We start from the raw sequence: 26,143 nt of genomic DNA on the forward strand, positions 1-26,143 counted from the left end.
ACGTACGACACCGACAAGGCCAAGCAGGACTACTACGGATCCGACGACAACACCGCCGACACCGACAAGGCCAAGCAGGACTACTACGGATCCGACGACAACACCGCCGACACCGACAAGGCCAAGCAGGACTACTACGGATCCGACGACAGCAAGAACTAGCCGCGCGGGTCCGAAGGCGCCCCGCCCCGCAGGCGGGCGGCGTCACATCTCAGCGTTGCCCTATGTCTCAGCGATGCCCTATGTCGCGCGCCGGGAGAGCAGCCAGGGCTCGACGACACCGAGACCGCGCACCGGCCGCTGCCACATCGGCTGGAGCGCGAAGCGGTACGAGGGCGGCGCCTCGCCCTCCTTCTCGGCCTTCGCGGCCGTCTCCGCCGCCTGGGCCTCCGAGGCCGGGGCCTCGCCGGTGCGGATCAGCTCCTCCGCGAACGCGCCGTCGACGAGGACGGTGTCCTTGGGTGCTATCGAGGTGAGCCGGCTCGCCAGGTTCACCGTCGTACCGAAGACATCGCCCATCCGCGTGGTGACCGTGCCGAACGCGATGCCGACGCGCAGCGCGGGCATCGTCTCGTCATGGGCCATCGTCTCTATGAGGCGCAGCGCTATCTCCGCGGCCGTGCCCGCGTCGTCCGCCGCGTAGAGCACCTCGTCGCCGAGGGTCTTGATGAGCCGGCCGCCGTGCGCGGCGACCAGGTCGGCGGAGGTCGTCTCGAACGCCTCGACCAGTTCGCCGAGCTCCTCCTCCTCCAGCCGCCGGGTCAGCCGGGTGAATCCGACGAGGTCGGCGAAGCCGACCGCGAGGCGCCGGTCGACCATCTCCTCGTCGTCGGCGGCCTGGACGACCCGGCCGGTGGCGGCGGCGAGCTGGCGCCGCCAGACATAGACGAGGAACTCCTCCAGCTCGGGGAGGAGCAGCTCGACCAGCGGGTAGGTGACCTCGGTACGGGTCATCCCCGGCTCCGGCGGCTCCGTCAGCCCTTCCAGGAACGAGTCGATCTGCCACTCCGCCAGCCGGGCCGTGGTCTGTCCGGTCGACCGGGCGACCTGGACCGCCATCGGCTCGCTGAGCAGCCCGGCCTCCACCAGACCGGCCAGCCGCCGCAGCGCCAGGACGTCCGCCTCGGTGAGGGCCTTCGCCTGGCCGATGTCCGCGAAGCCCATGGCACGCCAGAAGCGGGAGGCGAGGTCCATCGAGACACCGGCGGTGCGGGCCGCCTGAAACGGGGTGTAGCGCCGCTCGGCGCCGAGGATGAGCTGTTCGAGCCGGATGGCGAGCGGGTCGTCGGTCGGCTCCACCGAGTAGTCGACGACATGGTGCGGGGTCGGGTACGCGGGCGCGTCCGCCGGCGGCTGCGCGTCCTCGCCGGAAGTCGAATCGTCGACGGTCACCAGCCGCCTCCTGCCCGTTCCCTGCGCACTGCCCTGCCGATCTGTAGTGGATCGCCTCAACGATACGGCAGGTGTGCCCTGGCTCACGTCCCCCTCACCAGCCTAGGGTCTCCACGGGGGCCCGCGCCGCGAATCGCCAGGCGGCGGGCGGAGCCGGGGCGGAACCCGCCGGAGGCCGCCGCGGCCGTTCCGCGCGCCGCGGCCGTCGCCGGATCAGGGCGTGCCGAGGGCCCTCACATGCACGATGTCGCCCGCTCCGACCGGCCGGCGGGCGCCGTCCGCCGTCGCCAGGACCAGCCGCCCGTCCCCGTCGATCGCCACCGCCTCGCCCGTCAGCTCGCGGTCTCCGGGCAGCTCCGCCCGTACGGTGCGGCCCAGGGTCGCGCAGCCCGCCGCGTACGCCTCCTGGATCCCGGACAGCGCCGGGTCGCCCTCCGCCGCCCGCCACTGCTCGTACCACCGTTCCAGCGACCGCAGCACGGCGCGCAGGAGGGTGTCGCGGTCCAGGGACACCGCGTTCGCCAGCGCCAGTGAGCCCGCCGTGGGGACGGGCAGCTCCGCCGCCCGCAGCGAGACGTTGAGGCCGATGCCGACCACGACCGCGTCGTCTCCGGCCCGCTCCGCGAGGATCCCGCCCGCCTTGCGTTCCTCGCCGTCCACAGTCACCAGCAGGTCGTTGGGCCATTTGAGGGCCGTGTCCACGCCGGCGGCCCTGGCGAGGCCGGTCGCGACGGCCACTCCGGTCAGCAGGGGCAGCCAGCCGAGGCGCGCGCCGGGCACCGCGGGCCCGGGCCGCAGCAGTACGGAGAAGAAGAGGCCCGAGCGGGCGGGGGCGGTCCACCGCCGGTCCAGCCGTCCCCGTCCCGCCGTCTGTTCCTCGGCGATCAGTACCGCGCCCTCCGCGAGTCCGGCGCGGGCCCGCGCCGCCAGATCGGAATTGGTGGATCCGGTCGAGGCGACCACATCGAGCGTGTTCCACAGGCCGCCCGGCCGGATCAGCCCCTGGCGCAGCGCGCGCACGTCCAGCGGGGGGCGTTCAAGGTCTGACCAGCGGCTCGCCGGGTCATGGGGCTCCGTCATGCACGCCAGCCTAGGGGGGTCCGGCTCCGGGGCACGCGAGCCCAGCAAGATCCGGACGAGAGGCCCCAGGGTCTTTCGTCCGGATCTGGCTGGACCAGGGAGCGGGCTCTGGTGCCGTGGATCGCAAGGCGGAGGAGGGAGCCGACGCGGAGCGTCGGAGACCGACAACAACGCGGCGAGGCGCGGCTCCGGGGCACGCGAGCCCAGCAAGATCCGGACGAGAGGCCCCAGGTGTGGCATACACCGCACTGCCGACCGGCAGGGGCGCCGATACGCTACGGATCAGTAGCCTACGAGCCGACAACCAGCCGTCCCGCAACCGCAACCGCATCCGTGACCCGCAGGGAGCCGCATCCCGATGTCCGAGCCGGAAACCGTCCACGGCGCCGAAGCCAGCCACACCACCGCGGGCAAGATCGCGGACCATCAGCGCCGCATCGAGGAAGCCACGCACGCCGGGTCCGCGCGCGCCGTGGAGAAGCAGCACGCCAAGGGCAAGCTGACGGCCCGGGAGCGGATCGGCCTGCTGCTGGACGAGGGGTCCTTCGTCGAGATGGACGAATTCGCCAGGCACCGCTCGACGAATTTCGGCATCGAGAAGAACCGCCCGTACGGAGACGGTGTCGTCACCGGTTACGGCACGGTCGACGGCCGCCCGGTCTGTGTGTACTCGCAGGACTTCACGATCTTCGGCGGTTCCCTCGGCGAGGTCTACGGCGAGAAGATCGTGAAGGTCATGGACTTCGCGCTGAAGACCGGCTGCCCGATCATCGGCATCAATGACGGCGGCGGCGCCCGGATCCAGGAGGGTGTGGTCGCGCTCGGTCTCTTCGCCGAGATCTTCCGCCGCAATGTGCACGCCTCGGGTGTCGTGCCGCAGATCAGCCTGATCGTCGGCCCGTGCGCGGGCGGCGCCGTCTACTCCCCCGCGATCACCGATTTCACGGTGATGGTCGACCAGACCTCGCACATGTTCATCACGGGTCCCGACGTCATCAAGACGGTGACCGGTGAGGACGTGGGCTTCGAGGAGCTGGGCGGTGCCCGTACGCACAACACGACGTCCGGTGTCGCGCACCACATGGCCGGTGACGAGAAGGACGCCATCGAGTACGTCAAGTCTCTGCTCTCGTACCTGCCGTCGAACAATCTCTCCGAGCCGCCCGCCTTCCCCGAGGAGGCCGCGCTGGAGACGACGGACGAGGACCGCGAGCTGGACGCGCTGATCCCGGACTCCGCGAACCAGCCGTACGACATGCACTCCGCCATCGAGCATGTGCTGGACGACGGCGAGTTCCTGGAGACCCAGTCGCTGTTCGCGCCGAACATCATCACGGGCTTCGGCCGTGTGGAGGGCTTCCCGGTCGGTGTGGTCGCCAACCAGCCGATGCAGTTCGCCGGCTGTCTGGACATCAACGCCTCGGAGAAGGCCGCGCGGTTCGTGCGGACCTGCGACGCGTTCAATGTCCCGGTGCTGACCTTCGTGGATGTCCCCGGCTTTCTGCCGGGCCTGGACCAGGAGTACGGCGGCATCATCCGGCGCGGCGCGAAGCTGATCTACGCGTACGCCGAGGCCACCGTCCCGCTGATCACGGTGATCACGCGCAAGGCGTTCGGCGGCGCGTACGACGTGATGGGCTCCAAGCATCTCGGCGCCGATCTCAATGTGGCGTGGCCGACCGCGCAGATCGCCGTGATGGGCGCGCAGGGCGCGGTGAACATCCTGCACCGCCGTACGATCGCCGCGGCCGGTGACGAGGCGGCGCAGGAGACGCTGCGTGCCGAGCTGATCCAGGAGTACGAGGACACGCTGCTCAATCCGTATGTGGCGGCCGAGCGCGGCTATGTCGACGCCATCATCAGGCCGGCGGAGACCCGGGCCCATATCGTGAAGGGGCTGCGCCAGCTCCGTACGAAGCGGGAGAGCCTGCCGCCGAGGAAGCACGGGAACATCCCCCTCTGACGGCCTGACGGCGGGCCCGGGCGGGACTTCCGCACCACGGTCTGTGTGTCCGGCCGCCGTGTGTCCGGCCTCCGTGTGTCCGGCCTCCGTGTGTCCGGCCCCCATAGGTCCAGCACCCATATGTCCAGCCCCCTGTGTCCAGCCCCCGTGTGTCCAGCTTCAGAAAGGGACCTGGCGATGATCAAGGTCGTACGAGGAAATCCGACCCCGGAGGAGCTGGCCGCCGCTCTGGCGGTGGTCCAGATCCGCGCCGCGGCGATGGCGCACTCCTCACCGGGGGCGCCCGAGCCGCCCGCCGAATGGTCGGCGCCCGCCCGGATCGCGCGGCACCTGACGCCCCGGCCGGGCCCCCGGGCGTGGGCGCGCACCTACTGGCCCGGCTGAGCGCGGGGCCGCCCGAGTACGCGGGGCCCCCTGAGTACTCGTACTCAGGCGCTCCGGCCGCCTCGGACGCAAGCTCGGACTCATGCTGTGGTCCGACCCCAAGAACGAACCGACCGAGGAGCTGCGCGCGACGCAGTCGATGATGCGCCGCGCCGGAGTCGTGCTCGCGCTGGCGATGGTGGTGGCGATGATCGTGCTCGGCCTCCGCTGAGCGCCCCGGCCGGCGCGCATTCTCCGCGAAGCCCCCGCTGTCCGCCGGATCCGGTGCGTACGGCGGACAGCGGGGACCCGCCCTTCAGCCGTCCTTGTGGCTCGTCGAACCGGTCCCGGGACGCACCACCGCCCGCAGGAAACCGGTCACGACCGTGCGGAAGCCGGTGTGCCCCGTACGACCCGCGTGCGGGACGCACCACGTGGTCAGCGCGGCGGGGTCGTCGCCCGCCTCATAACGCTCGTGACAGGTCGTACACATGACCTCGCGTGTGGGCGGCCCGCCGGACGCGTCCTCGCACAGCGACCAGTCACCGAACCGCACCGCCGACGCGGAGACCGGTGCGACCACCTGCACCAGCGCGGCGGCGGGCAGCCGCAGCGGGGGCCCGTGCTGGAAGGTGAGCACGGTGACGGAGCCGCCGGTGGCGCAGCGGTCCAGCCGGGTGGCCTTGATCTGGCGCCGGTGTCCGTCGATGGTCACCCGGTCTCCGGGGACGAGGAGCACGGCGAGCCGGTGCCGTTCAGCCGACATGGCGTGGCCCGCTCTCCCGCTCGGCTCGCGTGCCGGTCAGTTCCGACCAGACCCGCTTTCCGACGCCGGGCCGCGCGCTGACCCCCCACCGGTCCGAGAGCGCGTCCACCAGGAGCAGGCCGCGTCCGTCGCACGCGTCAGCGTCGGGCTCGCGCTGCCGCGGCCGGCCCGGGGGAGGCGTCGTCCACTTCGATACGGACGCCGTCCGCGATGAGGCAGAAGCGGGTCTCAATCTCGCGCCCGGGGATGTGGGCGTGCCGTACGGCATTGGTCAGCAGCTCGGAGAGGATCAGAACGGCCGTGTCCTCCAGCTCCGCGTGTCCCCACCCCGCGAGCGTCTTGCGCAGCTCCGCGCGGGCCAGTCCGACGCAGCGCGGATGGCGTGTCCAGCGCAGCACCACGAGACGGTCGTCACGGTCGAGCACCGGGCCACCTCCACGCCATGGATGACGTCCGGTCCGACATCGATCCCGTGCGACGCCAGCCATACGGCCCGGCGGCGTTGGCGCCGCAGCCGCTGCTGGGCCCGCTCCCAGCGGGCCACCTCGGCCTGCGTGGCGAACCGCCCCTGGACGACGAACACCACGGAGCGGGAGACGAGCAGCCGTCGCGGCGGCGCGCAGACGGAACCCGAACGAACGGGAGGCCGAGGCGGCTTACTTCCGGACAGAAGTAAGCGTTGCGACCAGGACTCGAAGAGACGGCAAATAAAATGCGGCACGTCGACGCTCCTTGGAAGCGTTGGCCACGCCCCCGGACCGGTCGCGCGGTCGCGGGGGCCGGGTGGCGTAAGTCCAGCTACAGCGGACCGTGCAACGGCGAATGCCTCGAAGTGGCCGACGGACACACCACCGTCCCGGTACGCGACTCCAAGAACCCGCACGGCCCAGTGCTGGTCTTCTCGGCAGACGGCTGGTCATCGTTCATCTCCGCCGTCAAGGACGGCAGGACCCTCGCCTGAGCCACCGCCACCGATCAGCCCCGCGCGGCCATTCTTCGCCTACGCCGTTGCGCCACCCTCGGTAGCCTCGGACGCCACAAAGACCCCAACGACCGACCAGTGACCATGAGCGCAAAGCCAGCCACACCCGTAATCGACACGCACGTCCTCCTGCGCGACGGCGACAAAACGCTGCTTCACAACGTGGGGCCCCACGGCTACGGCCGATGGCACGCCTACCGGGATCTACTGTGCGAGAGGGAATCCCGCAGCCTGGATGTCGTGGAGTCGCAGGATCTCATCAGGGAAATCGCGTACAAGCCGTGAAAGGCCATGAAATGCCGGAAAAAGAGTGGCAGCGATCTTCGTTCTGCGGCGGAGGCGGCAACAACTGCGTTGAGACCTTGTCGCAGGATGACGTCATCCTGATGCGTGAGAGCCAGGCTCCCGACGCCGTGATCCGAGTGACCCCTGAGCAGCTTGCCGTCTTCATCCAAGGCGTCAAGGCCGGCGAGTACGACCACCTGATCTGATTACCCACGCGGGCTCACCCAGCCCGGTGTCCAGGTCCCGGCGGCATCGTGGCCTGCCGCTGTGGCGGCGAGGTGGGCGCGGAGGGTGGCCAGCGCCGGGTGCGGGTTGTCGCGGTGCCAGAGGAGCGAGTGCGGGTAGACGGGCGTCGGGCCGGTCACCGGGATACGGCGCAGGCCGTGGCCGTCTGGCCAGACCAGGCGGGTCCGCTCGCCCATGAAGGTGGCCAGGGCCGGGGTGTCGGCGACGGTGTCGAGGAGCGCGTCGGAGCCGAAGTTGGGGCCGGTCGCCTCGATGGTCAGGCCGAACTCGGCGACGAGATCGTCGTAGTAGGCGGCCCACTCGGTGCCGGGCACGATGCCGGGCATCCAGATCCGGTGTCCGGCGAGCTGGGCGACGGTCACCGACCGGGCGCCCGCCAGCGCGTGGCCGGGGCCGGTGAGGAGCTGGAGCGGTTCGTCGACCACCCGGACGGACTCGATCTCCTCGGGGAGGGGCCGGCCGGGCGCGCCGACGGCCCGGAAGGACGCGTCGATCGCTCCGGACCGGATGGCGGCGACGGCCTTCTCGATGTCGAACAGCCACACCACGTCGAGCTCGATCTCCGGGTACGCGCGGTGGAAGCCGCGCATCAGCGCGGACGCCGCGCCGCGCGAGGCGATCACATCGACGCGCAGCGGACGGCGGCCGGTGCGTACGGACGCGACCGCGCGCTCGGCGACGCGCAGCAGCTCGCGCGCGTGGGGCAGGAACGCCTGCCCGTCGATGGTGAGTTCGGCGCCGCGCGCGGTGCGGGTGAACAGCCGTACGCCGAGGTCGCGCTCCAGCGCGGCGATGCGTTTGGAGACGGCCTGCTGGGTGACGGTCAGCTCGACGGCGGCCTCCTGGAACTGCCCCGCGTCGGCGGCGGCGACAAAGGTCCGGACGGTGTCGAGGTCCACGCCGACACCCTAAGGCCCTGTCCTGGGTCAGAGACGGCCCTCGGGGAGCAAGGGGACGGAGAGTACGTCGCGGGCCGCCGCCGGTGTGGCCCCACTCCCGTTCAGGGGCCGAGAGTTCCCGTTCAGGGCCGAAAGCGCCTGTCAGGGGCCGAAAGCTCGGAGGGTCGCGTCGACCAGGGAGTCGGCGTACGCGGCGGTCAGCGGACCGCTGCGGTGCAGCCACCGCTGGAAGAGGGGGGCGTAGAGCACTTCGAGGGCAAGGTCGAGGTCGGCGTTGGCATCGAGCTGGCCGGCCTCCTGGGCGCTGCGCAAGCGTGCCCTCTTCGCCTCTTCCAGGGGCTGGGCCAGCTTCTCCCGGTACTCGGCCGCCAGCGCGGCATCGTTGGCGATCTCCGTATTGAGGGCCCGAATCAGCCGGTCGAAGGCCGGATCGGCGAATTCCTCCGCCGTGGCACGCATGACGAGCTTGAGGTCGGCCGCGAGGTCACCCGTGTCGGGCAACGCGACCGACTGCCCGTCCGCGTCCTCGCTCAGTGCCAGCAGGGCGGCGAAAACGACCGCGCTCTTCGACGGCCAGCGCCGATAGATCGTCTGCTTGCCGACGCCGGCACGGGCAGCGATGGCTTCGACCGTGACGCTCTCGTACGCCGCTTCCGCGACCAGGGCGCGGGTGGCCGCGAGGATCGCCTGCCGGGACCGTTCCTTGCGCCGGGAGTGGTCCGGCCCCCTCTCGTTGGACATGCGTGCAGACTACTCCAAAACGAAACGAGACGAACCGTATTGGAAAACCGGGAGCGACTCCCTAGACTCACAGCGAACCGATACGAGCCGTTTCGTTTACTGAGAGTGAGACATCATGACGAACACACGAGTGTGGCTCATCACCGGCGCATCCCGCGGCCTGGGCAGGGCGTTCGCCGAGGCCGCCCTGGCGGGCGGCGATCGCGTAGTGGCCGCTGCCCGCGACGTCGCGCCCCTGGCGGAACTGGCCGAGGAGTATCCCGGCCACCTGGTCCCGCTCGCGTTGGATGTCACCGACCGCCGGGCCGTGTTCGACGGGGTGGAGCGGGCGGCAGCCGCGTTCGGCGGGCTGGACGTCGTCGTCAACAACGCCGGCGGAATGCTCTACGGCATGGTGGAGGAAGCCACGGAGGAGCAGATCCGGGCACATATGGAGGTGAACTTCTTCGGCGCCGTGTGGGTCGCTCAGGCGGTCCTTCCGTACTTGCGCGCCCAGGGCGGGGGACGGCTCCTCCAGGTCACCTCGATGGGCAGCGGCGGCGGCATGGCCACCGTCGGCTTCTACGGCGCGGGCAAGGCCGCGCTGGACTCGGTCAGCGAGGCACTGGCGATGGAGGTCGAAGGGTTCGGCGTCCAGGTCACCATCGTGCAGATGGGCGGCTACAACACCGGCCTGTTCACGGCCGGCACCACGCACACCGAACCCCTGGCGCTGTATGAGCCCCTGCGTGCCGAGATGGAGGCGATGTGGGGCGACGCCGTGGCCCCGGAGCCGGGCACCGCCGCCCCGGTCATCATGGAGCTGGCCGCACTGCCGTCCCCGCCCCGGCGGCTGATCGTCGGCAGCCGGTCCTTCGATCACGTCATGAAGATGGACCGGGCCCAAGCGGATCTGTACCGGTCCTGGGAGCACCTCAGCCGTATCGCCCCGGGCTGACCGGGTCCGGACAGCGCTCAGCCCTGCTCGCCGGCTAGTTCGGCGTTGGCGCGGGCGGTGGCGACCGACAGGACGCGCCCGGCCGTGGCCAGTCCCTCGGGGGTGAATCCGGCGTAGACCCGGGCGGCGATCGCAGCGCCGTATCCGCCGGTCTCCTCCTGTAGGGCCCAGCCACGCTCCGTCAGGCGGACGACCGACCCGCCGGGCGCCTCAAGCAGCCCGGCCGCGAGCAGTTCCGAGGCCATGGCTGCTAAAAGGCTGATCGACTCCTCTGCACAGCAAGAGTTGGGGGCGCGGAGGATGAGGGACACAACCATTGGTTGTGGCTGGGCGGCCCTGCGGTTGTTTGATCCCTGGGTGTGCCGCTCGCTTTGATACGTCCGGTCGCGAATCGGTTGTGCGGGCGGGTGGAGGGCATCGGGCATGAGGAACGGGCACCGGCTGGGACATCTGCTCGGGCACCGGCTGGGGTGGCGGTTCGGGTGGCTCTGGGGAGCGTATGGGACCAGCGCGCTCGGCACATGGCTCGCCTTCGGCGCCTTCCCGCTGATCGCCATCCAGGTGCTGCACGCCGGACCGGCCGAGGTCGCCGCGCTCTCCTCCGTGGGGGCGGCGGTGGGCGCGGCCGTGGCGGTGCCGCTCGGCCCGTGGGTGGAGTTCCGGCTCAAACGGCCGGTGCTGATCGCGACGGACCTGGTGCGGTTCGCGGCGCTGCTGACGATCCCCGCCGCGTACGCGCTCGGCGTGCTGACCTTCCTTCAGCTCCTGCTGGTCTCCGTCGTCGTCGCGGCGGCCGACATCACCTTCCGCGCCGCCTCCGGCGCGTATCTGAAGACGCTGCTGCCGGCCGAGGACCTGCTCGTCGCCAACGCCCGCTTCGAGTCCACGACCTGGACGGCCACGATCGTCGGACCGCCGCTGGGCGGCGCGGCGATCGGGCTCCTCGGTCCGGTGGCGACGGTGGTGGCCGACGCGGTCAGCTACCTGCTCTCGGCCCTGGGCATCCGCGCGACGGGCGGACCCGAGCCGCTGCCCGCACGCCGGAAGGCCACGCGCCTACGGGCCGGGGACCTGCTCGACGGCTGGCGGTACATCCTCGCCGACGCGGCACTGCGTCCGCTGTTCTTCAACACCGCCCTGTTCAACGGCCTGGTGATGGCCGCCTCGCCGCTGCTGGCCGTCCTGATGCTCGGCCCACTCGGCTTCGCACCCTGGCAGTACGGCCTCGCCTTCGCCGCGCCCTCGATCGGCGGGCTGCTCGGCTCCCGGCTGGCCCGGCCGCTCGTCACCCGCTTCGGACAGCACCGGGTCCTGGTCGTGTCCGGGACGCTGCGCGCCCTCTGGCCCGTCGGCCTGGCCTTCCTGGGGCCGGGCACCGGAGGGCTGGTGCTGGTGATGGGCGTCGAGTTCGGGCTCATCCTCTGCTGCGGGGTCTTCAACCCCGTCTACGCCACCTACCGCCTGGAGCGCACCGCGACCGATCGGGTCACCCGCACGCTGTCCGCCTGGGCGGTGACAACCAGGGCCTCGACCGCGCTTCTGACGGCCGCCTGGGGCGTACTGGGCGGGCTGCTCGGCCCGCGTACGGCCATCGGCCTGGCCGGCGTGCTCATCCTGGCGACCCCGCTGCTGCTCCCCCGTCGCGCGGCGGCCCGGCTCCCCGAGCCGGAACCGGCACCGAGCCGCGCCTAAGGGCTGCCCCGTAATCCCCGGCGGGCTCGCGACGACGGCTGCGGCACCTCGCCGCGTTGCCGGAACGCCCGACTCCATCCAGTGCCCGGTCATCGCAAGCGCGTAGTCGTTCAGCATGTCGATGCCGTACTGAACGCTTAGTACGCTGGTTTCCATGACTCCTCACCAGCGTCGCGACATGCGGGCGGACATTCTCGACGAAGCACGAAAGCTGTTCGGCACCAAGGGCTACACCGTCACCTCGATCGCCGACCTGGCCGAGGCCCTGGGCGTCACCAAGGGCGCACTGTACTACCACTTCAAGTCCAAGGAGGCGATCCTCTCCGCCCTGGTCGCGGAGCCGGCCGCCGAGATCGCGGTCATCGCCGAGGGGGCTGCCGACCGGACGCCACGGGAGCTGCTCGGCGCGCTGATCGACCTCCAGGCCCAGCACCCGGCCGCCTATATGGCGCTGCAGTCCGGGGACGTCTCCGTCCTGCAGGAGCACTCCCAGCGTCACGACTTCGCCGGGAAGACAGAACTGATCATCATGGCCGTCGCCGGCCCGCACCCCTCACCCATCCGTCTCATCCGCGCCCGCATGGCCGTCGCCGCGGTCAAGGAAGGCACCATGGCCGCGCTCGTGGCAGGCCACGGCAAGCTGACCGATCACACGCGGCTGGACCTGCTGGAGGCCGCCATGGCCGCCCTGGACGCGGGCGGCGAGTCCTAGGCATCACCCTGGCGAGCCTACTGAACGACTGGTATGTTGAATGGGTGCTCAACGACCGGTACGCATCCGCCTCGCCCGGCTTCCCGGACATCCCTCTGGCCTGTCGCGAAAGCCTCGCGACACGCCCTGGGGCCACGGCGAACAGAACAACTCCCGAACACACCCCGACAATCACCCCCGGCACGCCCCTCTCACGGCGGGACGTGGCGTCATGACCACCGGTCCAGCGACCCTCGAACGGCTCGCGGCGGGCAAGTACCTGCTGGTCACCACCTTCCGCCGGGACGGCAGGGAAGTGCCGACCCCCGTGTGGGTGGTCCGCGACGGCGACGCCCTCGGCATCTGGACGGTCGCCGACTCCGGCAAAGCCAAGCGGATCCGTGCCCGATCCGACGTTCTGGTCGGCGAGTGCGACGTACGCGGCAATCCCTCGGGCGAGCAGGTCCCGGGCCGGGCCGTGATCCTCGACGCCCAAGGGACCAAGCGCTATCGCGGTCTTGTGGGCCGCAAGTACGGCGTCACCGGCCGGCTCACCCTGCTCGGCAGCCGGCTGCGGCGCGGCAGCGAGGGGGCCGTCGGCATCCGGATCACCCTCGCCTGAAGGGCTCCGGCACGCCGGTCGGGGGCCCGGCCGGCGGCACCCTCCTGGCCGACCAGGGCGTGCCCACCGGCATTTCCGATCGCCGCGCCGGGCTTCTTCGGGCTCGGCGCCAACCCGGCGCCGATGCCTTGGGGTGTCCACTTCACCCGCGAAGCATGGCCCTGCCCCAGCCCTGACCGTCTCCGCCTTCCGCCTTCCGCCTCGGCAGGGCCGTCCGCCCCGGGCGCCCTTGGACGGTGGCTCCGCGCGCGGCCGGCGCCGGAAAAGGCGATCCCGACCGAGCCCCGGCGCGCGGGGCTTCCGCCCCACATCGAGGACATCCGCCACCATGTCGCGCTGCCCGTGAGACGTCACGGATATCGACATACCAATCGTTCAGTACGGCATTGACATACTGAACGATTGGTATGTACGTTGCTTGTGCGGTCCAGGGGATCAGCCCCCGCAATGCCTGCGGAACGGAACACCTTCATTCGCCAGGCGCACGACACGGCGACCATGCGCGCGGCGGGGTTCGCGCCACCCCTGCCGCAGTAAGCGATCCGGCCGCCCGGAAGCCGCGGGTGGCACGCGCCGTACGCAGCGGGCCGGTGGGGTCCCTGGAAGTCACCCGGATCACCACCAAAGCCGGCACACAGCATCCACAAGGAGATGAAGGCAGAGGAATGACCGAATACAACGAGCGGGTTGCCGAGGTATCGACCGAGCTTCTCAAGGCAATTCGCGACGTCCTGCTCAAGCAAAAGGTCCAGTACGACGAGTACTCGGCCGCGGTCCTGTGGATTCGTGACCTCGTTGACGCCCGCGAAGCGCCGATGTTCATCGACAACCACTTCGAGGCGACCGTCGAGCAGGCCACGTACGACGGTCTGCCCGGCTCGCAGGGGACAGTCGAGGGCCCGTACTACGTCGAAGACGCGCCCCTGCTGACGGAGAAGCCGTACGTCATGCCCATGCGCGACAACGAGCCGGGGGACGCGATGGTGCTCAGCGGCCAGGTCCTGGACCTTGACGGCAAGCCTCTTCCCGGCGCCCTCATCGACATGTGGCACGCCGGAAACGACGGCACCTACTCCAGCTTCGTCGGCGACGCTCCCCCGCTGAATCTCCGGTGCAAGATGATCGCGGACAAGGAGGGCCGCTTCCAGATCAGGACGATCAGGCCCCAGCCGTACCAGATTCCCACGAGCGGCCCCACCGGGCGCTTCCTGACCATGATCGGCCGCCACGCGTGGAGGCCCGCCCACTTCCACCTCAAGGTCTCGGCCGAGGGCTACGACCTGGTGACGACTCAGTTGTACTTCCGCGGCGGGGACTGGCTTGAGGGCGACGGCGACGTATCGGGGGCCGTCAAGGAAAACCTGAAGATCGACGTGACCCAGAACGAGGACAGGGACGTGGCAGCGCTGTACTCGCTCAACACCCCGTTCAGCTCGTCCGAATACACCTTCCACCTTCGGCCAACGGCCTGATGAGGCGTCACAAGACGTGGCAGCCGAAGGCCGGAACCGTCGCAGGCCGAAGAGCGCTCACGAACGTCCTCGGTCCGTCGCCCTTTCACCATCGTGTCGCTTCAACCCGGCCGAACAGGAGCGAGAGGTGTCGCAGACGACACTCCGCTCTCGCTTCAAGGACACACACCACCACAGGAGAACAAAGATGAACATCATAAGGAACGGACTCGAAACGATGGCCGGCCCCGCCGAAGGGTTCACCGGGGACGTCTACATCGACGTGATCAGCAAGCCGCTGCCTCCCTCCCGGATCATGGGTGGAGTCGTCCAGTTCACGCCCGGAGCGCGCACGGCATGGCACAGCCACCCTCTCGGGCAGACGATTTTTGCCACCGAGGGAGTCGGCCTCGTCCAGCGCGAGGGAGGACCGGTCGAGGAAATCCGGCCGGGCGACCGCGTCTACATCGAGCCGGGTGAGAATCACTGGCACGGCGCCACCCCCGGGTGCTTCCACGCCCAGATCGCCTACCAGGCGGCCGACGAGACCGGCCATCACACCACCTGGGGTCGCCACCTCACCGAGGGCGAGTACCCCCGGTAGATCCCGCAGCGACGGTTTTCCCGTCGTCCGGCACAAAGGCCGTCGCGGCCGGCACAGGCTCCCGCCAGGAAACCGCGGCCGACCCTGGGCCACCAGTCATCTCCGGACGTGCGAAGGGCCGGCGCCGGAGCACGGAACGACCGGGCCTGCTTGTGGGATTGCCGGCATCGGCCGGTACCGACCTGGACCTCTCGATACGATCCGGGCACGGATTGGGGAGGGGACTATGCCGACATTCAATGTGCGTCCGGACATCGACGCTGCGGCCGCGAAACTGGGCAGCACCCTGGGGGCAGGGCGCGAGATCAAGCGCCTGCCGGAGGTGTTGTGGGAGGGCGAGACGGTGGAGATGCTCGCGACCGGGGTTTACGTGAAGGGCAACGGGCTGCTGGCGATGACCAACCTGCGGTTGATCTTCCTGAAGCACGGGATTACCGGTCAGCAAGTGGAGGACTTCCCGTACGGCAAGATCAGCTCGGTGCAGTGGGCCAGCGGCCTGCTCGCCGGGACTTTGATCGTTTTCGCGTCGGGCAACAAGGCGGAGATCAAGCAGGTCCCGAAGCAGGTCGGGAAGGACTTCGCGGACAAGCTCCGGATGCACATCGCCACAGGATCCACCCCGGGATCTCCGACCGCTCCTGCTGCTGCGCCGGTACCGCAGCAGCAGGACGTAGCGCAGCGCCTGGCAACGCTGGACCAGCTCCGGGGGGCCGGCGCGATCACGGACGCGGAGTACCAAGATCGCCGTACGGCGATCATCAACAGCATCTGAACGGACGTGCCCGAGGCCCTGACCTCTAGCGGTCGGGGCCTCCGGTCGACCACCAACGCCATGACACGCGCCAATGTGCGGATAGGCCACTCGGCTCAGTGAGAGGCGCAATACACAGCCCTGCCCCTCTCACTCAGTGGCGTCTGTATGCACGGGCGGATCGGTGGGTAGCACCAGGGGTGTTCTCCTCTGGGGAATGTGCGGGCCGACGGGCGCGCTTCCCACCTTGGTAGTGGGTCTTCGGACCCCACTCGTCGGCCGAGATCGCCGCCCCCTACGGCCTCGCCGCCGTCCTCGATCGGTCAGACCAGAGCGGCGCGCACAGCCGCACCCGACCGCGTCGGCCGGCACGGTGCCGCGTCGCTCAGCCCGTCACGTCCATGCGCTGCGTGCCGATGACCGCCAGCAGCCGCAGTGCCTCCTCGGACGGTGAGCCGGGAGCGGCGGTGTAGATCACGACCCGCTGGTCCCGGTCGGTGATGTCGAGGACATCACAGTTGACGGTGACCGGACCGACCAGCGGATGCTGGAACGTCTTGCGCAGTGAGGGCGCGTCGCACACGTCGTGAGAGGCCCACAGCCGGGCGAACTCCGCGCTTCCGGCGAGGAGTTCGCTCACCAGCCGGGCCACCCCGGGATCGTCGGGGTAACGGGCGGCGGTGGCGCGCAGGTGCCGGGCCGAGGTGCGGGCGAACGCGCCCGCGTCGGACACCCCGTACAGCCGCCGCCCCTGCGGATACGGCCCGAGGAAGACGCGGCGCACCAGGTTGCGGTCGCGCGGCGGCAGCGCGGAGAAGTCCTCCATGAGGGCGGCCGCGAGATCGTTCCAGGCGATCACCTCGTACGTCGCGGATATCACCATCGCGGCGGCCTGCGGCAGCCTGCTCAGCAGGTCGAGGATGCTCTGGCGTACCTCACGGGAGGGTCCGGCCGCCGGGGCGGGCGGCGCTCCGGCGAGGTGGTGGAGATGGTCGCGCTCGGCGTCCGACAGACGCAGCGCCCGGGCCAGCCCGGCCAGCACCTCGCGCGACGGGCGCGGCGCGCGGGCCTGCTCCAGCCGCGTGTAGTACTCGGTCGAGATGAACGCGAGCTGCGCCGTCTCCTCGCGGCGCAGCCCCGGCGTGCGGCGGCGCGGCCCGGCGGGCAGGCCCGCCTCCGCGGGGCTGATCCGCTCGCGCCTGCTGCGCAGGAAGGCCGCCAGTTCTCGTCTGTCCACAGCCCCAGTGTGCGCGGGCGGCGCGGAACCATCCAGGTACCGCCGGTGCCTGGATAGCCTCCCTGGCCCGGCGCAGGCTCGCTGCCATGGACAACACACCAACCGCCGAAGGAACCACCTCCACCGCCCTGGGCCTGCTGGACGGCAAGGCCGCCTTCATCACCGGCGCCGGCCGGGGCATCGGCGCCGCCGCCGCGCGGCTGTTCGCCCGGGAGGGGGCCCGGGTGCTGCTCGCGGCCCGTACGGAGGACCAGCTCAAGGCGGTGACCGAGGAGATCCGGGCGGCCGGCGGCACCGCGGACTACGTGCTGTGCGATCTGGCCGACGCGGCCAGTGTGCGGGCCGCAGTGGACCGCGCCGTGGATCTGTACGGCCGGCTCGACATCGCCTTCAACAACGGCGCGACGATCGTGCCGCCCGGCCCGATGGACCAGGTGCGGGAGGCCGACTTCGACCACATCTACGCCGTCAACCTCAGGGGCCCGTGGCTGGCCATGGTCGCCGAGGTCGCCGCCATCCGGGCCACCGCGGGGACGGGAGCCATCGTCAACAACTCCAGCGTCGGCAGCCTGATGGGCAACCCCGAACTGCCCGCCTACGGTGCGATGAAGCGGGCGGTCAACAGCCTCACCGAGTCGGCCGCCCTCACCTACGGCCCGGAGGGCATCCGCGTCAACGCGATCGCGCCCGGCAGCACACTGACCGAGATGATCCATTCCTGGGAGGCGCATTCGCCCGGACTCCTCGATCGGCTCAACGCGCATACGCCGCTGCGCCGCGCCGCCGACCCCGACGAGATCGCGCAGGCCGCCGCGTGGCTGCTCAGCGACCGCTCCTCGTATGTGACCGGCACGGTCCTCCGGGTCGACGGCGGCGCGCGGGCCTGAGCCGGGAGACCGCCGCGTCGTCGCCGGAAGCCGGAAGGCAACCGAGTCCGGACGCCCGGCCGGTCCCGGTGCGCGGCACCTGCCCGGAGGTGCCCGCCCCTCCCGCCCTACGATGGCCCGCATGACCGATCAGCGCCGCCGGCTCGTCCTCGCCTCCGCCTCACCCGCCCGTCTCGGACTGCTCCGCCAGGCCGGACTCGCGCCCGAGGTGATCGTCAGCGGTGTCGACGAGGACGCGCTGTCCGCGCCGACGCCGTCCGAGCTGGCGCTCGTGCTCGCCGAGGCCAAGGCCACCGCCGTGGCCGCCCGTCCCGAGACGGCCGGCGCCCTGGTCATCGGCTGCGACTCCGTCCTCGAACTCGACGGCGAGGCGCTCGGCAAACCGGCCGACGTCGAAGAGGCCACCGCCCGCTGGAAGTCGATGCGCGGCCGGTCGGGCGTGCTGCGCACGGGCCACTGTGTGATCGACACCGCGACCGGCCGCCGCGGCTCCGAAACCGCGTCGACCACCGTCAATTTCGGCAGCCCCTCGGACGCCGAGATCGCCACGTACGTCGCGTCCGGCGAGCCCCTCCATGTGGCGGGCGCCTTCACCCTGGACGGCCGCTCCGCGCCGTTCGTCGACTCGATCGAGGGCGACCACGGCAATGTGATCGGGCTGTCCCTGCCGCTGCTGCGCCGGCTGCTCGCCGGGCTCGGGATCACGATCACCGATCTGTGGGTCTGAGCGACCGCAGGCGACCGGAGCGGGATCAGGCCGGGGCCGGGCCCTCGGCCGGACCGCTCGCGGGCGGGGCCGCGGGCCCTTCGTCCCGGTGCCCGGGCCCCCGCTCCTGACCGTATGCCACCAGTACCAGGACGATCAGCGCCAGTACGACCATCATGAAAGCGAAGGCCGTCCAGCCCACCAGACCCACCGTCACCGCGCCCAGCACCCCGTGCACGACCGCGCAGGCGATCAGCACGACCCGGCCGAGGCGGCTCGGCGCCAGGTCCTTGACGGCCGTACGCACCAGAAGTGCCGCGCACAGGACGAGATACAGACCGAGGACGCCGCCCATCGCCCAGGTGCCGGCCGACATGGCGGCCGGGTCGAGGCCCGCCAGGGACATCTGCTGATTGCGTACGACCGTCGCCAGCACGCCGTTGACAAACACGACGCCGAGCGCCTCCGCCAGCAATATGATCGCGGCCACCCACGCCACCGGTCTGCGCCCCACGACCCCCACCCTCTTCCCCAGTTACCGCAAGTACGGACGACATCGCGCACGCTACTAATCGGTAAACCCGCGGACAAGGGCCCGCGTGGAGGCAAAGAATCATTCCGCCATTCGTAGGGACTCCACAAAGAAACGCGATCCGCCGAGGGGCACCCAGACAGAGAGCTGGACCACGTCCGACCGCTACTGTGCGACGAAGGATCGCGGCGTACCGTGGTGCCACAAGGGATTTCGCCACTCGATCATGACTCCGGTCACGCTCCGTGCGGGCAAGGTCACCACTGGAGACGGGCCGAGCGGGCGTGTCGGCTGTCCCTAAACTCAGCTTGTCTCAAGGAGGGAGCCATCGTGCGCAAGGTGCTCATCGCCAACCGTGGCGAAATCGCTGTCCGCGTTGCCCGTGCCTGCCGGGATGCCGGGATCGCGAGCGTAGCCGTCTACGCCGACCCGGACCGGGACGCCCTGCATGTCCGCGCGGCCGACGAGGCGTTCGCCCTGGGCGGTGACACACCGGCTGCCAGCTATCTGGACATGGCCAAGGTGCTCCAGGCGGCGAAGGATTCGGACGCGGACGCCATTCATCCGGGCTACGGCTTCCTCTCCGAGAACGCCGACTTCGCCCAGGCCGTCCTCGACGCGGGTCTGACCTGGATCGGCCCGCCGCCGCAGGCCATCCGCGATCTGGGTGACAAGGTCGCGGCCCGTCACATCGCCCAGCGCGCCGGCGCGCCGCTCGTCGCCGGCACCGCCGACCCGGTCTCCGGCTCGGACGAGGTCGTGGCCTTCGCGCGCGAGCACGGTCTGCCGATCGCCATCAAGGCGGCCTTCGGCGGCGGTGGCCGCGGCCTCAAGGTCGCGCGCACGCTGGAGGAGATCCCGGAGCTGTACGACTCCGCCGTCCGCGAGGCCGTCGCGGCCTTCGGCCGCGGCGAGTGCTTCGTCGAGCGCTACCTCGACAAGCCCCGGCATGTGGAGACCCAGTGCCTGGCCGACTCGCACGGCAATGTCGTCGTCGTGTCGACCCGTGACTGCTCGCTCCAGCGCCGCCACCAGAAGCTGGTCGAGGAGGCGCCCGCGCCGTTCCTGAGCGAGGCGCAGAACGCCGAGCTGTACGCGGCGTCGAAGGCGATCCTCAAGGAGGCCGGTTACGTCGGCGCGGGCACCGTCGAGTTCCTCGTCGGTGTCGACGGCACGATCTCCTTCCTGGAGGTCAACACCCGGCTCCAGGTGGAGCACCCCGTCACCGAAGAGGTCACCGGGCTCGACCTGGTCCGGGAGATGTTCCGGATCGCCGACGGCGAGGAACTCGGCTACGACGACCCTGCCATGCGCGGACACTCGTTCGAGTTCCGTATCAACGGCGAGGACCCGGGCCGCGGCTTCCTTCCCGCGCCCGGCACCGTCACCACCTTCGCCCCGCCGACCGGCCCCGGTGTCCGGCTGGACGCGGGCGTCGAATCCGGCTCGGTCATCGGCCCGGCCTGGGACTCGCTCCTCGCCAAGCTGATCGTCACCGGCGCCAGTCGGGAGCAGGCGCTCCAGCGCGCGGCCCGCGCGCTGGCCGAGTTCAATGTCGAGGGCATGGCGACCGCCATCCCGTTCCACCGCAAGGTGGTCGCGGATCCCGCGTTCACCTCCGACCCGTTCACCATCCACACCCGGTGGATCGAGACGGAGTTCGAGAACGACATCCCGGCCTTCACCGCGTCCGCCGACACGGACGTGGACGAGGAGGCGGGCCGCGAGACCGTCGTGGTCGAGGTCGGCGGCAAGCGCCTCGAAGTCTCCCTGCCGACCAGCCTCGGCATGTCGCTGGCCCGCACCGGCCTGGCGGCCGGCGCCAAGCCCAAGCGGCGCGCGGCCAAGAAGTCGGCCTCCACGGCCTCCGGCGACACCCTGGCCTCCCCGATGCAGGGCACCATCGTCAAGGTCGCCGTGGAAGAGGGCCAGGAGGTCAAGGAGGGCGACCTCGTCGTCGTCCTGGAGGCCATGAAGATGGAACAGCCCCTGAACGCGCACCGCTCCGGCACCGTCAAGGGCCTGGCCGCCGCCGTCGGGACGTCCATCACCTCCGGCGCCACCATCTGCGAGATCAAGGACTGACCGGCCGGTCCGTACCGTTCTCGGCCACGCCGCCCCGCCGGACCCGTCCGGCGGGGCGGTGTCATGTCCACGAGCGGGCGGTCCCGCGGCGCCGGCCGTGCCCCGGGCGATGGCATCCTGGACGCCACGGGTGCCACGGCACCACGGGTGGAGACAGGAAGGACCGCGCGATGGCGAGGAGTACGGCACAGGCGCCGCCCCGGCCCATGCGCGCCGACGCGCGCCGCAACTACGACCGGCTGCTCGCCGAGGCCCGCATCAGCTTCGCGGAGCACGGCACGGACGCCTCGCTGGAGGATGTGGCACGCCGCGCGGGCGTGGGGATCGGCACGCTCTACCGCCACTTTCCCAACCGGCACGCGCTGATGAGCGCCGTCTTCCAGGAGGCGCTCGCCTCGCTGCTGGAGCGCTCGCGCGAACTCGCCGGAGCGGCCGTGCCCTGTGAGGCGCTGGTGGAGTGGCTGCGCGCCATCATCACGCACGCGGGCGAGTACCGGGGGCTCTCGCAGGCGCTCATGTCGGCCTCGCGCGACAGGAGTTCCGCGCTGTCCCAGTGCAGCGTGCCGATGCGCGAGGCGGGCGAGCGGCTGCTCGTACGGGCGCAGCGGGCCGGCAGCGTGCGGCCCGAGGTCTCCATCGACGATCTGATGCAGTTGACCAACGCCATCGCGCTGGCCGCCGAACAAACCCCGGACGAGCCGCAGTTGGCCGACCGTCTGCTGACGCTGACCCTGACCGGCCTCAGCACGCACCGGCCGCGTCCGGGCGAGGAGGCGCCGGGCTGAGCCACGGGCCGGAGACGGACCGGCCGGAGATCCGGGCCCCGGCCCGCCCCGCCGCGCCTCAGCGGCGGCGCAGGTCGGCCACCCTCGCGCGCTCGCCCTGTTCCTGAGCCGACAGCGGGGCTGCCGCGCCGCGCAGTTGCGGCCCGGGGCTCCCGCCCGGTCCCGCCGCGTGCGTACGGCGCTGGCCCGGCAGCGGCACGTCCCGGCGGGGCTGGCGCCCCGGTGGGACCGGCTCGCCGCCGGACGCGGCTCCCGCGCCCGCCACCGCGATCTGCACGCCCTGGTCGGCTAGGGCCTGGAGCTCGGTCCCGGCCCGGTCGTCGTGCGCGGGCGGCTCGTCCGTCACCAGCCGGCTGATCAGGTCGGTCGGCACCGTCTGGAACATCGTGTCGGTGCCGAGCTTGGTGTGATCGGCCAGCACCACGACCTCCGCCGCGGCCTGTACCAGCGCGCGGTCGACGCTCGCCGAGAGCATGTTGGACGTGGACAGCCCGCGCTCGGCCGTCAGGCCGCTCCCGGAGAGGAACGCGCGGGAGACCCGCAGCCCCTGGAGGGACTGCTCGGCCCCGCTGCCGACCAGCGCGTAGTTCGAACCGCGCAGCGTGCCGCCCGTCATGACGACTTCGACACGGTTGGCGTGCGCCAACGCCTGAGCGACCAGCAGGGAGTTGGTGACGACGGTCAGTCCCGGGATCCGCGCGAGCCGGCGCGCCAGCTCCTGCGTGGTCGTACCGGCACCGACGACCACGGCCTCGCCCTCTTCGACGAAGCTCGCGGCGAGATCGGCGATGGCCGTCTTCTCCGCCGTCGCGAGATGGGACTTTTGCGGAAAGCCGGATTCTCGCGTGAATCCGCCCGGCAGTACCGCACCGCCATGTCTGCGGTCGAGGAGTCCTTCTGCCTCCAGCGCCCGCACGTCGCGCCGCACGGTCACTTCGGAGGTCTGGACGACGCGGGCGAGCTCACGGAGCGACACGGCTCCGTTGGCACGCACCATTTCGAGGATCAATTGACGACGTTCTGCAGCGAACACGAAACTGACAGTAACCCCAATGTCCGTCTGGTTTCAGCAGTTTGCGCCGAATAACAGAAGTTGTACACAGACGAGCGCGCATGGTGGTATGAGCGATCGCGCGACTCGAACACGGCACCGCGGCGAGGGTGTGTCAGGGCCGGTCCCGGGCCGGTCGGCCCCGGTCCCGCCGGGCGGGGACGAGCCCCGGCGTCAGTTCTCCTCGCCCGTCTTCCGGGTGTGCAGCTGCCGCGCCACCTCGGCGATCGACCCCGAAAGGGAGGGGTAGACGGTGAAGGTGTTCGCGATCTGTTCGACGGTCAGGTTGTTGTCGACCGCGAGCGCGATGGGATGGATCAGCTCGCTCGCCCGGGGCGCGACGACCACACCGCCGACCACGATGCCCGTGCCGGGACGGGCGAAGATCTTGACGAAGCCGTCCCTGATGCCCTGCATCTTGGCGCGCGCGTTGCGCAGCAGCGGCAGCTTGACGACACGGGCGTCTATTTTGCCGCTGTCGATGTCCGCCTGGGTGTAGCCGACGGTGGCGATCTCGGGATCGGTGAAGACGTTGGACGAGACGGTCTTCAGGTTGAGCGGCGTCACCGCGTCGCCCAGGAAGTGGTACATCGCTATCCGGCCCTGCATGGCCGCGACCGAGGCGAGCGCGAAGATCCCGGTGACGTCCCCGGCGGCGTAGACACCGGGCGCGGAGGTGCGGGAGACCCGGTCGGTCTTGATGTGGCCCGAGTCCTTGAGCAGGACACCGGCCTCCTCAAGACCCATGCCGGCGGTGTTGGGGATCGCGCCGACCGCCATCAGGCAGTGCGAGCCGGAGATGACCCGGCCGTCGGAGAGGGTCACCTCGACCCGGTCGCCCACGCGCTTGGCGGACTCGGCGCGGCAGCGGGACATCACGTTCATACCGCGGCGCCGGAAGACGTCCTCCAGCACGGCGGCGGCGTCCGGGTCCTCGCCGGGCAGCACCCGGTCGCGCGAGGAGACCAGCGTGACCCGGGAGCCCAGCGCCTGGTAGGCACCGGCGAACTCGGCGCCGGTGACACCGGAACCGACCACGATCAGCTCCTCGGGCAGCTCGTCGAGGTCGTACACCTGCGTCCAGTTGAGGATGCGTTCGCCGTCCGGCCGCGCGTCCGGGATCTCCCGGGGGTGGGCGCCGGTGGCGATCAGCACGGCGTCGGCGGTGAGCGACTCCTGGCTGCCGTCCGCCGCGGTCACGATCACCTGGCGCGAGCCGTCCATCGCCTGCCGCCCGTCGAGCCGGCCGCGGCCGCGCATCACCCGGGCACCGGCCCGGGTGACGGAGGCGGTGATGTCGTGGGACTGCGCGAGGGCCAGCCGCTTCACCCGCCGGTTGACCTTGCCGAGGTCGACGCCGACGACCCGGGCCGCGCGTTCCAGCGGCGGGGTGTCGTCCGCGACGATGATCCCCAGCTCCTCGTACGAGGAGTCGAAGGTGGTCATCACCTCGGCCGTGGCGATGAGGGTCTTCGACGGTACGCAGTCGGTGAGCACCGACGCGCCGCCGAGGCCGTCGCAGTCCACGACGGTCACCTCCGCGCCGAGCTGCGCGCCCACCAGGGCCGCCTCGTAGCCGCCGGGTCCGCCACCGATGATCACGATCCGGGTCACGAAAAAAGTCCGCCTCGCGTTGTCAACCCGGCCCGTCTGCCACCCCGGCCGGGGTTCCGGGGTGTCCCCGGGGGATGCAGTACGTACTCCATTGTCCCGCACGCTTCAAGCAGCTTCGCCCCGGGTCCCTCCATCCGGGAACCCGGCGGCCCCGGGCCCGGCTCCGCCCCGGGCCCGGACGGTGGACCGGCGGTCACGCCCGCACCTCCCGTACCCTCGACCTCATGTCGCTCTACGCCGCGTACGCCGGCAACCTCGACGCGCGGCTGATGACCCGCCGCGCCCCGCACTCCCCGTTGCGCGGCACCGGCTGGCTCAACGGCTGGCGGCTCACCTTCGGCGGGGAGCAGATGGGCTGGGAGGGCGCGCTGGCCACGGTCGTGGAGGCCCCGCGCTCCCAGGTCTTCGTCGCGCTGTACGACATCGCCCCGATGGACGAGGACTCCATGGACCGCTGGGAAGGCGTGGGGCTCGACATCTACCGGCGGATGCGTGTCCGGGTGCACACCCTGGACGGCGAGGAACCGGCCTGGATGTATGTCCTGAACGGCTACGAGGGCGGCCTGCCGTCCGCCCGCTACCTCGGCGAACTCGCCGACGCGGCGGAGTCGGCCGGAGCCCCGCACGACTATGTGATGGAGCTGCGCAAGCGCCCCTGCTGAACCCGGCCGCGCGGGCGGCGGCGCCGGCGTCCACACGGCCCGCCCGCCTCCGCGCCCCCCGCCGGCGGGGCACTCGGGCACCCGTCCGGCCCAGGGCCGGACTCTTTTCGCGGGAAACGACCGCACAACGATGCAAGGCCCGCGCCACCACTCATCTACGCGCGTAGGACAGGACCGGCTACGCTCATCCGCGTGAACGCATCTGTTATCCCCGGCCACGCCGGCGGACCCGACGATCCCCTTGCCGTCGCCGACGCCGCGGCCGCGCGGCTGCGCGACCTCACCGGCGCCGAGACCCATGACGTCGCCCTTGTCATGGGCTCGGGATGGGGCCCCGCGGTCGACGCGCTCGGCGCGCCCGAGGCGGACTTCCCGGTGACGGAGCTCACCGGCTTCCCGCCCCCGGCGGTCGCGGGCCACGGCGGCAGGATCCGCTCCTACAAGATCGCGGAGAAGCGGGCACTGGTCTTCCTCGGCCGTACGCACTACTACGAGGGCCGGGGCGTCGCGGCCGTCGCACACGGCGTACGGACCGCGGTCGCCGCCGGCTGCAAGACCGTCGTCCTGACCAACGGCTGCGGCGGGCTGCGCGAGGGCATGCGGCCGGGACAGCCCGTGCTGATCAGTGACCACATCAATCTGACGGCCGTCTCGCCGATCGTCGGCGCGAACTTCGTGGACCTGACCGATCTCTACTCGCCGCGGCTGCGCGCGCTGTGCAAGGAGATCGACCCGGCCCTCGAAGAGGGCGTGTACGTGCAGTTCCCCGGCCCGCACTACGAGACCCCCGCCGAGATCAACATGGTCCGGGTGATGGGCGGCGACCTGGTCGGCATGTCCACCGTCCTGGAGGCCATCGCGGCCCGCGAGGCCGGCGCGGAGGTCCTCGGCATCTCGCTGGTCACCAATCTGGCGGCGGGCCTGTCGGGCGAACCCCTCAACCACGAGGAGGTCCTCAGGGCGGGCCGCGACTCGGCCACACAGATGGGTGCCCTGCTGGCCCAGGTGCTTGAGCGCATCTGAGCCGGGAATGACATCTCCCCCGGAGACTCCTTCGGATCCGGGCGGCGGAATCAGTCGAGCAACCAAGCGGAGAGCGACCACCTCCGCGAGAACGGC

28 protein-coding genes and 1 pseudogene are annotated in these 26,143 nt (G+C 71.0%); 18 read left to right on the forward strand and 11 right to left on the reverse strand.

The window, feature by feature from the left end; all coding sequences use genetic code 11:
- Positions 1–240: 240 nt before the first annotated feature.
- Both ABZ707_RS22515 and ABZ707_RS22520 read right to left on the reverse strand, forming a co-directional pair.
- Positions 241–1,392, reverse strand: coding sequence for an adenylate/guanylate cyclase domain-containing protein (locus ABZ707_RS22515; RefSeq protein ID WP_360177746.1), 1,152 nt, complete (start codon positions 1,390–1,392; stop codon positions 241–243).
- A 213-nt stretch (positions 1,393–1,605) separates the two neighbouring features.
- Positions 1,606–2,472, reverse strand: coding sequence for a biotin--[acetyl-CoA-carboxylase] ligase (locus ABZ707_RS22520; protein ID WP_360177749.1), 867 nt, complete (start codon positions 2,470–2,472; stop codon positions 1,606–1,608).
- A 358-nt stretch (positions 2,473–2,830) separates the two neighbouring features.
- On the opposite strand from ABZ707_RS22520, the gene ABZ707_RS22525 reads away from it, so the two are divergent.
- From ABZ707_RS22525 to ABZ707_RS22535, 3 genes are all read left to right on the forward strand, one after another.
- Positions 2,831–4,435, forward strand: a complete 1,605-nt coding sequence (locus tag ABZ707_RS22525; protein ID WP_360177752.1) for an acyl-CoA carboxylase subunit beta — start codon at positions 2,831–2,833, stop codon at positions 4,433–4,435.
- A 177-nt stretch (positions 4,436–4,612) separates the two neighbouring features.
- Positions 4,613–4,819 (forward strand): acyl-CoA carboxylase subunit epsilon, encoded by a 207-nt coding sequence (locus ABZ707_RS22530; RefSeq protein ID WP_360177755.1) that lies wholly within the window; start codon positions 4,613–4,615, stop codon positions 4,817–4,819.
- 82 nt (positions 4,820–4,901) lie between these two features.
- A complete protein-coding gene (locus ABZ707_RS22535) occupies positions 4,902–5,030 on the forward strand; it encodes a hypothetical protein (RefSeq protein WP_319684586.1) in 129 nt (42 codons plus the stop codon).
- 84 nt (positions 5,031–5,114) lie between these two features.
- Here the strand turns inward: ABZ707_RS22535 and ABZ707_RS22540 are convergent, their stop codons facing one another.
- Together ABZ707_RS22540 and ABZ707_RS22545 are read right to left on the reverse strand one after the other, a co-directional pair.
- Entirely contained in the window at positions 5,115–5,564 is a 450-nt protein-coding gene (locus ABZ707_RS22540) for a hypothetical protein (RefSeq protein ID WP_360177758.1), read from the reverse strand.
- A 137-nt stretch (positions 5,565–5,701) separates the two neighbouring features.
- The gene (locus ABZ707_RS22545) at positions 5,702–5,989 is read right to left on the reverse strand and encodes an ATP-binding protein (protein ID WP_360177761.1); all 288 of its coding nucleotides are present in this window, start codon (positions 5,987–5,989) and stop codon (positions 5,702–5,704) included.
- Positions 5,990–6,345: 356 nt separating this feature from the next.
- Between ABZ707_RS22545 and ABZ707_RS22550 the strand changes: the two are divergent.
- Both ABZ707_RS22550 and ABZ707_RS22555 read left to right on the forward strand, forming a co-directional pair.
- A pseudogene (locus ABZ707_RS22550) lies at positions 6,346–6,525 on the forward strand (DUF397 domain-containing protein); the annotation flags it as partial.
- A 302-nt stretch (positions 6,526–6,827) separates the two neighbouring features.
- Positions 6,828–7,037 (forward strand): DUF397 domain-containing protein, encoded by a 210-nt coding sequence (locus ABZ707_RS22555; RefSeq protein ID WP_360177764.1) that lies wholly within the window; start codon positions 6,828–6,830, stop codon positions 7,035–7,037.
- Here ABZ707_RS22555 and ABZ707_RS22560 read toward each other — a convergent pair whose 3' ends face one another.
- The gene (locus ABZ707_RS22560) at positions 7,038–7,976 is read right to left on the reverse strand and encodes a LysR family transcriptional regulator (RefSeq protein WP_360177767.1); all 939 of its coding nucleotides are present in this window, start codon (positions 7,974–7,976) and stop codon (positions 7,038–7,040) included.
- A gap of 141 nt (positions 7,977–8,117) precedes the next feature.
- Positions 8,118–8,717, reverse strand: coding sequence for a TetR/AcrR family transcriptional regulator (locus tag ABZ707_RS22565; protein WP_360177770.1), 600 nt, complete (start codon positions 8,715–8,717; stop codon positions 8,118–8,120).
- A 115-nt stretch (positions 8,718–8,832) separates the two neighbouring features.
- Between ABZ707_RS22565 and ABZ707_RS22570 the strand changes: the two genes are divergently transcribed.
- The gene (locus tag ABZ707_RS22570; protein WP_360177773.1) at positions 8,833–9,654 is read left to right on the forward strand and encodes an SDR family NAD(P)-dependent oxidoreductase; all 822 of its coding nucleotides are present in this window, start codon (positions 8,833–8,835) and stop codon (positions 9,652–9,654) included.
- A gap of 17 nt (positions 9,655–9,671) precedes the next feature.
- Here ABZ707_RS22570 and ABZ707_RS22575 read toward each other — a convergent pair whose 3' ends face one another.
- The gene (locus ABZ707_RS22575) at positions 9,672–9,899 is read right to left on the reverse strand and encodes a hypothetical protein (protein ID WP_360177776.1); all 228 of its coding nucleotides are present in this window, start codon (positions 9,897–9,899) and stop codon (positions 9,672–9,674) included.
- A gap of 178 nt (positions 9,900–10,077) precedes the next feature.
- Between ABZ707_RS22575 and ABZ707_RS22580 the strand changes: the two genes are divergently transcribed.
- From ABZ707_RS22580 to ABZ707_RS22605, 6 genes are all read left to right on the forward strand, one after another.
- A complete protein-coding gene (locus ABZ707_RS22580) occupies positions 10,078–11,346 on the forward strand; it encodes an MFS transporter (RefSeq protein WP_360177779.1) in 1,269 nt (422 codons plus the stop codon).
- Between the two features lie 154 nt (positions 11,347–11,500).
- On the forward strand, positions 11,501–12,058 hold the full coding sequence (locus tag ABZ707_RS22585) for a helix-turn-helix domain-containing protein (RefSeq protein ID WP_360177782.1): 558 nt from the start codon (positions 11,501–11,503) through the stop codon (positions 12,056–12,058).
- Between the two features lie 211 nt (positions 12,059–12,269).
- On the forward strand, positions 12,270–12,659 hold the full coding sequence (locus tag ABZ707_RS22590; RefSeq protein ID WP_360177785.1) for a PPOX class F420-dependent oxidoreductase: 390 nt from the start codon (positions 12,270–12,272) through the stop codon (positions 12,657–12,659).
- A gap of 665 nt (positions 12,660–13,324) precedes the next feature.
- Positions 13,325–14,131 carry a catechol 1,2-dioxygenase gene (locus tag ABZ707_RS22595; protein WP_360177788.1) on the forward strand — a complete coding sequence of 269 codons (807 nt, stop codon included), beginning with the start codon at positions 13,325–13,327 and terminating at the stop codon, positions 14,129–14,131.
- A 187-nt stretch (positions 14,132–14,318) separates the two neighbouring features.
- Entirely contained in the window at positions 14,319–14,714 is a 396-nt protein-coding gene (locus tag ABZ707_RS22600) for a cupin domain-containing protein (protein WP_360177791.1), read from the forward strand.
- 226 nt (positions 14,715–14,940) lie between these two features.
- On the forward strand, positions 14,941–15,486 hold the full coding sequence (locus tag ABZ707_RS22605) for a PH domain-containing protein (RefSeq protein WP_360177794.1): 546 nt from the start codon (positions 14,941–14,943) through the stop codon (positions 15,484–15,486).
- Positions 15,487–15,850: 364 nt separating this feature from the next.
- Here the strand turns inward: ABZ707_RS22605 and ABZ707_RS22610 are convergent, their stop codons facing one another.
- Positions 15,851–16,702: a helix-turn-helix transcriptional regulator gene (locus tag ABZ707_RS22610; protein ID WP_360177797.1), complete on the reverse strand. Its 852-nt coding sequence runs from the start codon at positions 16,700–16,702 to the stop codon at positions 15,851–15,853.
- 86 nt (positions 16,703–16,788) lie between these two features.
- On the opposite strand from ABZ707_RS22610, the gene ABZ707_RS22615 reads away from it, so the two are divergent.
- Positions 16,789–17,589, forward strand: a complete 801-nt coding sequence (locus ABZ707_RS22615) for a glucose 1-dehydrogenase (RefSeq protein ID WP_360177800.1) — start codon at positions 16,789–16,791, stop codon at positions 17,587–17,589.
- 112 nt (positions 17,590–17,701) lie between these two features.
- Positions 17,702–18,316, forward strand: a complete 615-nt coding sequence (locus ABZ707_RS22620; protein WP_360177803.1) for a nucleoside triphosphate pyrophosphatase — start codon at positions 17,702–17,704, stop codon at positions 18,314–18,316.
- Positions 18,317–18,341: 25 nt separating this feature from the next.
- On the opposite strand, the gene ABZ707_RS22625 is transcribed toward ABZ707_RS22620, so the two are convergent.
- Positions 18,342–18,818 (reverse strand): hypothetical protein, encoded by a 477-nt coding sequence (locus ABZ707_RS22625; protein WP_360177806.1) that lies wholly within the window; start codon positions 18,816–18,818, stop codon positions 18,342–18,344.
- A gap of 339 nt (positions 18,819–19,157) precedes the next feature.
- On the opposite strand from ABZ707_RS22625, the gene ABZ707_RS22630 reads away from it, so the two are divergent.
- Together ABZ707_RS22630 and ABZ707_RS22635 are read left to right on the forward strand one after the other, a co-directional pair.
- Entirely contained in the window at positions 19,158–20,912 is a 1,755-nt protein-coding gene (locus tag ABZ707_RS22630; protein ID WP_360177809.1) for a biotin carboxylase N-terminal domain-containing protein, read from the forward strand.
- 170 nt (positions 20,913–21,082) lie between these two features.
- Positions 21,083–21,697: a helix-turn-helix domain-containing protein gene (locus ABZ707_RS22635; RefSeq protein WP_360177812.1), complete on the forward strand. Its 615-nt coding sequence runs from the start codon at positions 21,083–21,085 to the stop codon at positions 21,695–21,697.
- A gap of 58 nt (positions 21,698–21,755) precedes the next feature.
- On the opposite strand, the gene ABZ707_RS22640 is transcribed toward ABZ707_RS22635, so the two are convergent.
- Positions 21,756–22,730 carry a DeoR/GlpR family DNA-binding transcription regulator gene (locus ABZ707_RS22640; protein ID WP_360177815.1) on the reverse strand — a complete coding sequence of 325 codons (975 nt, stop codon included), beginning with the start codon at positions 22,728–22,730 and terminating at the stop codon, positions 21,756–21,758.
- Between the two features lie 192 nt (positions 22,731–22,922).
- Complete coding sequence (locus ABZ707_RS22645; RefSeq protein WP_360177818.1) at positions 22,923–24,362, reverse strand: NAD(P)H-quinone dehydrogenase; 1,440 nt, start codon at positions 24,360–24,362, stop codon at positions 22,923–22,925.
- 224 nt (positions 24,363–24,586) lie between these two features.
- Between ABZ707_RS22645 and ABZ707_RS22650 the strand changes: the two genes are divergently transcribed.
- Both ABZ707_RS22650 and ABZ707_RS22655 read left to right on the forward strand, forming a co-directional pair.
- A complete protein-coding gene (locus ABZ707_RS22650) occupies positions 24,587–25,024 on the forward strand; it encodes a gamma-glutamylcyclotransferase (RefSeq protein WP_319684561.1) in 438 nt (145 codons plus the stop codon).
- A gap of 192 nt (positions 25,025–25,216) precedes the next feature.
- Entirely contained in the window at positions 25,217–26,047 is an 831-nt protein-coding gene (locus ABZ707_RS22655) for a purine-nucleoside phosphorylase (protein ID WP_360177821.1), read from the forward strand.
- Positions 26,048–26,143 lie beyond the last annotated feature (96 nt).

The organism is Streptomyces sp. NPDC006923 (assembly GCF_040635655.1).
Lineage (GTDB): Bacteria > Actinomycetota > Actinomycetes > Streptomycetales > Streptomycetaceae > Streptomyces.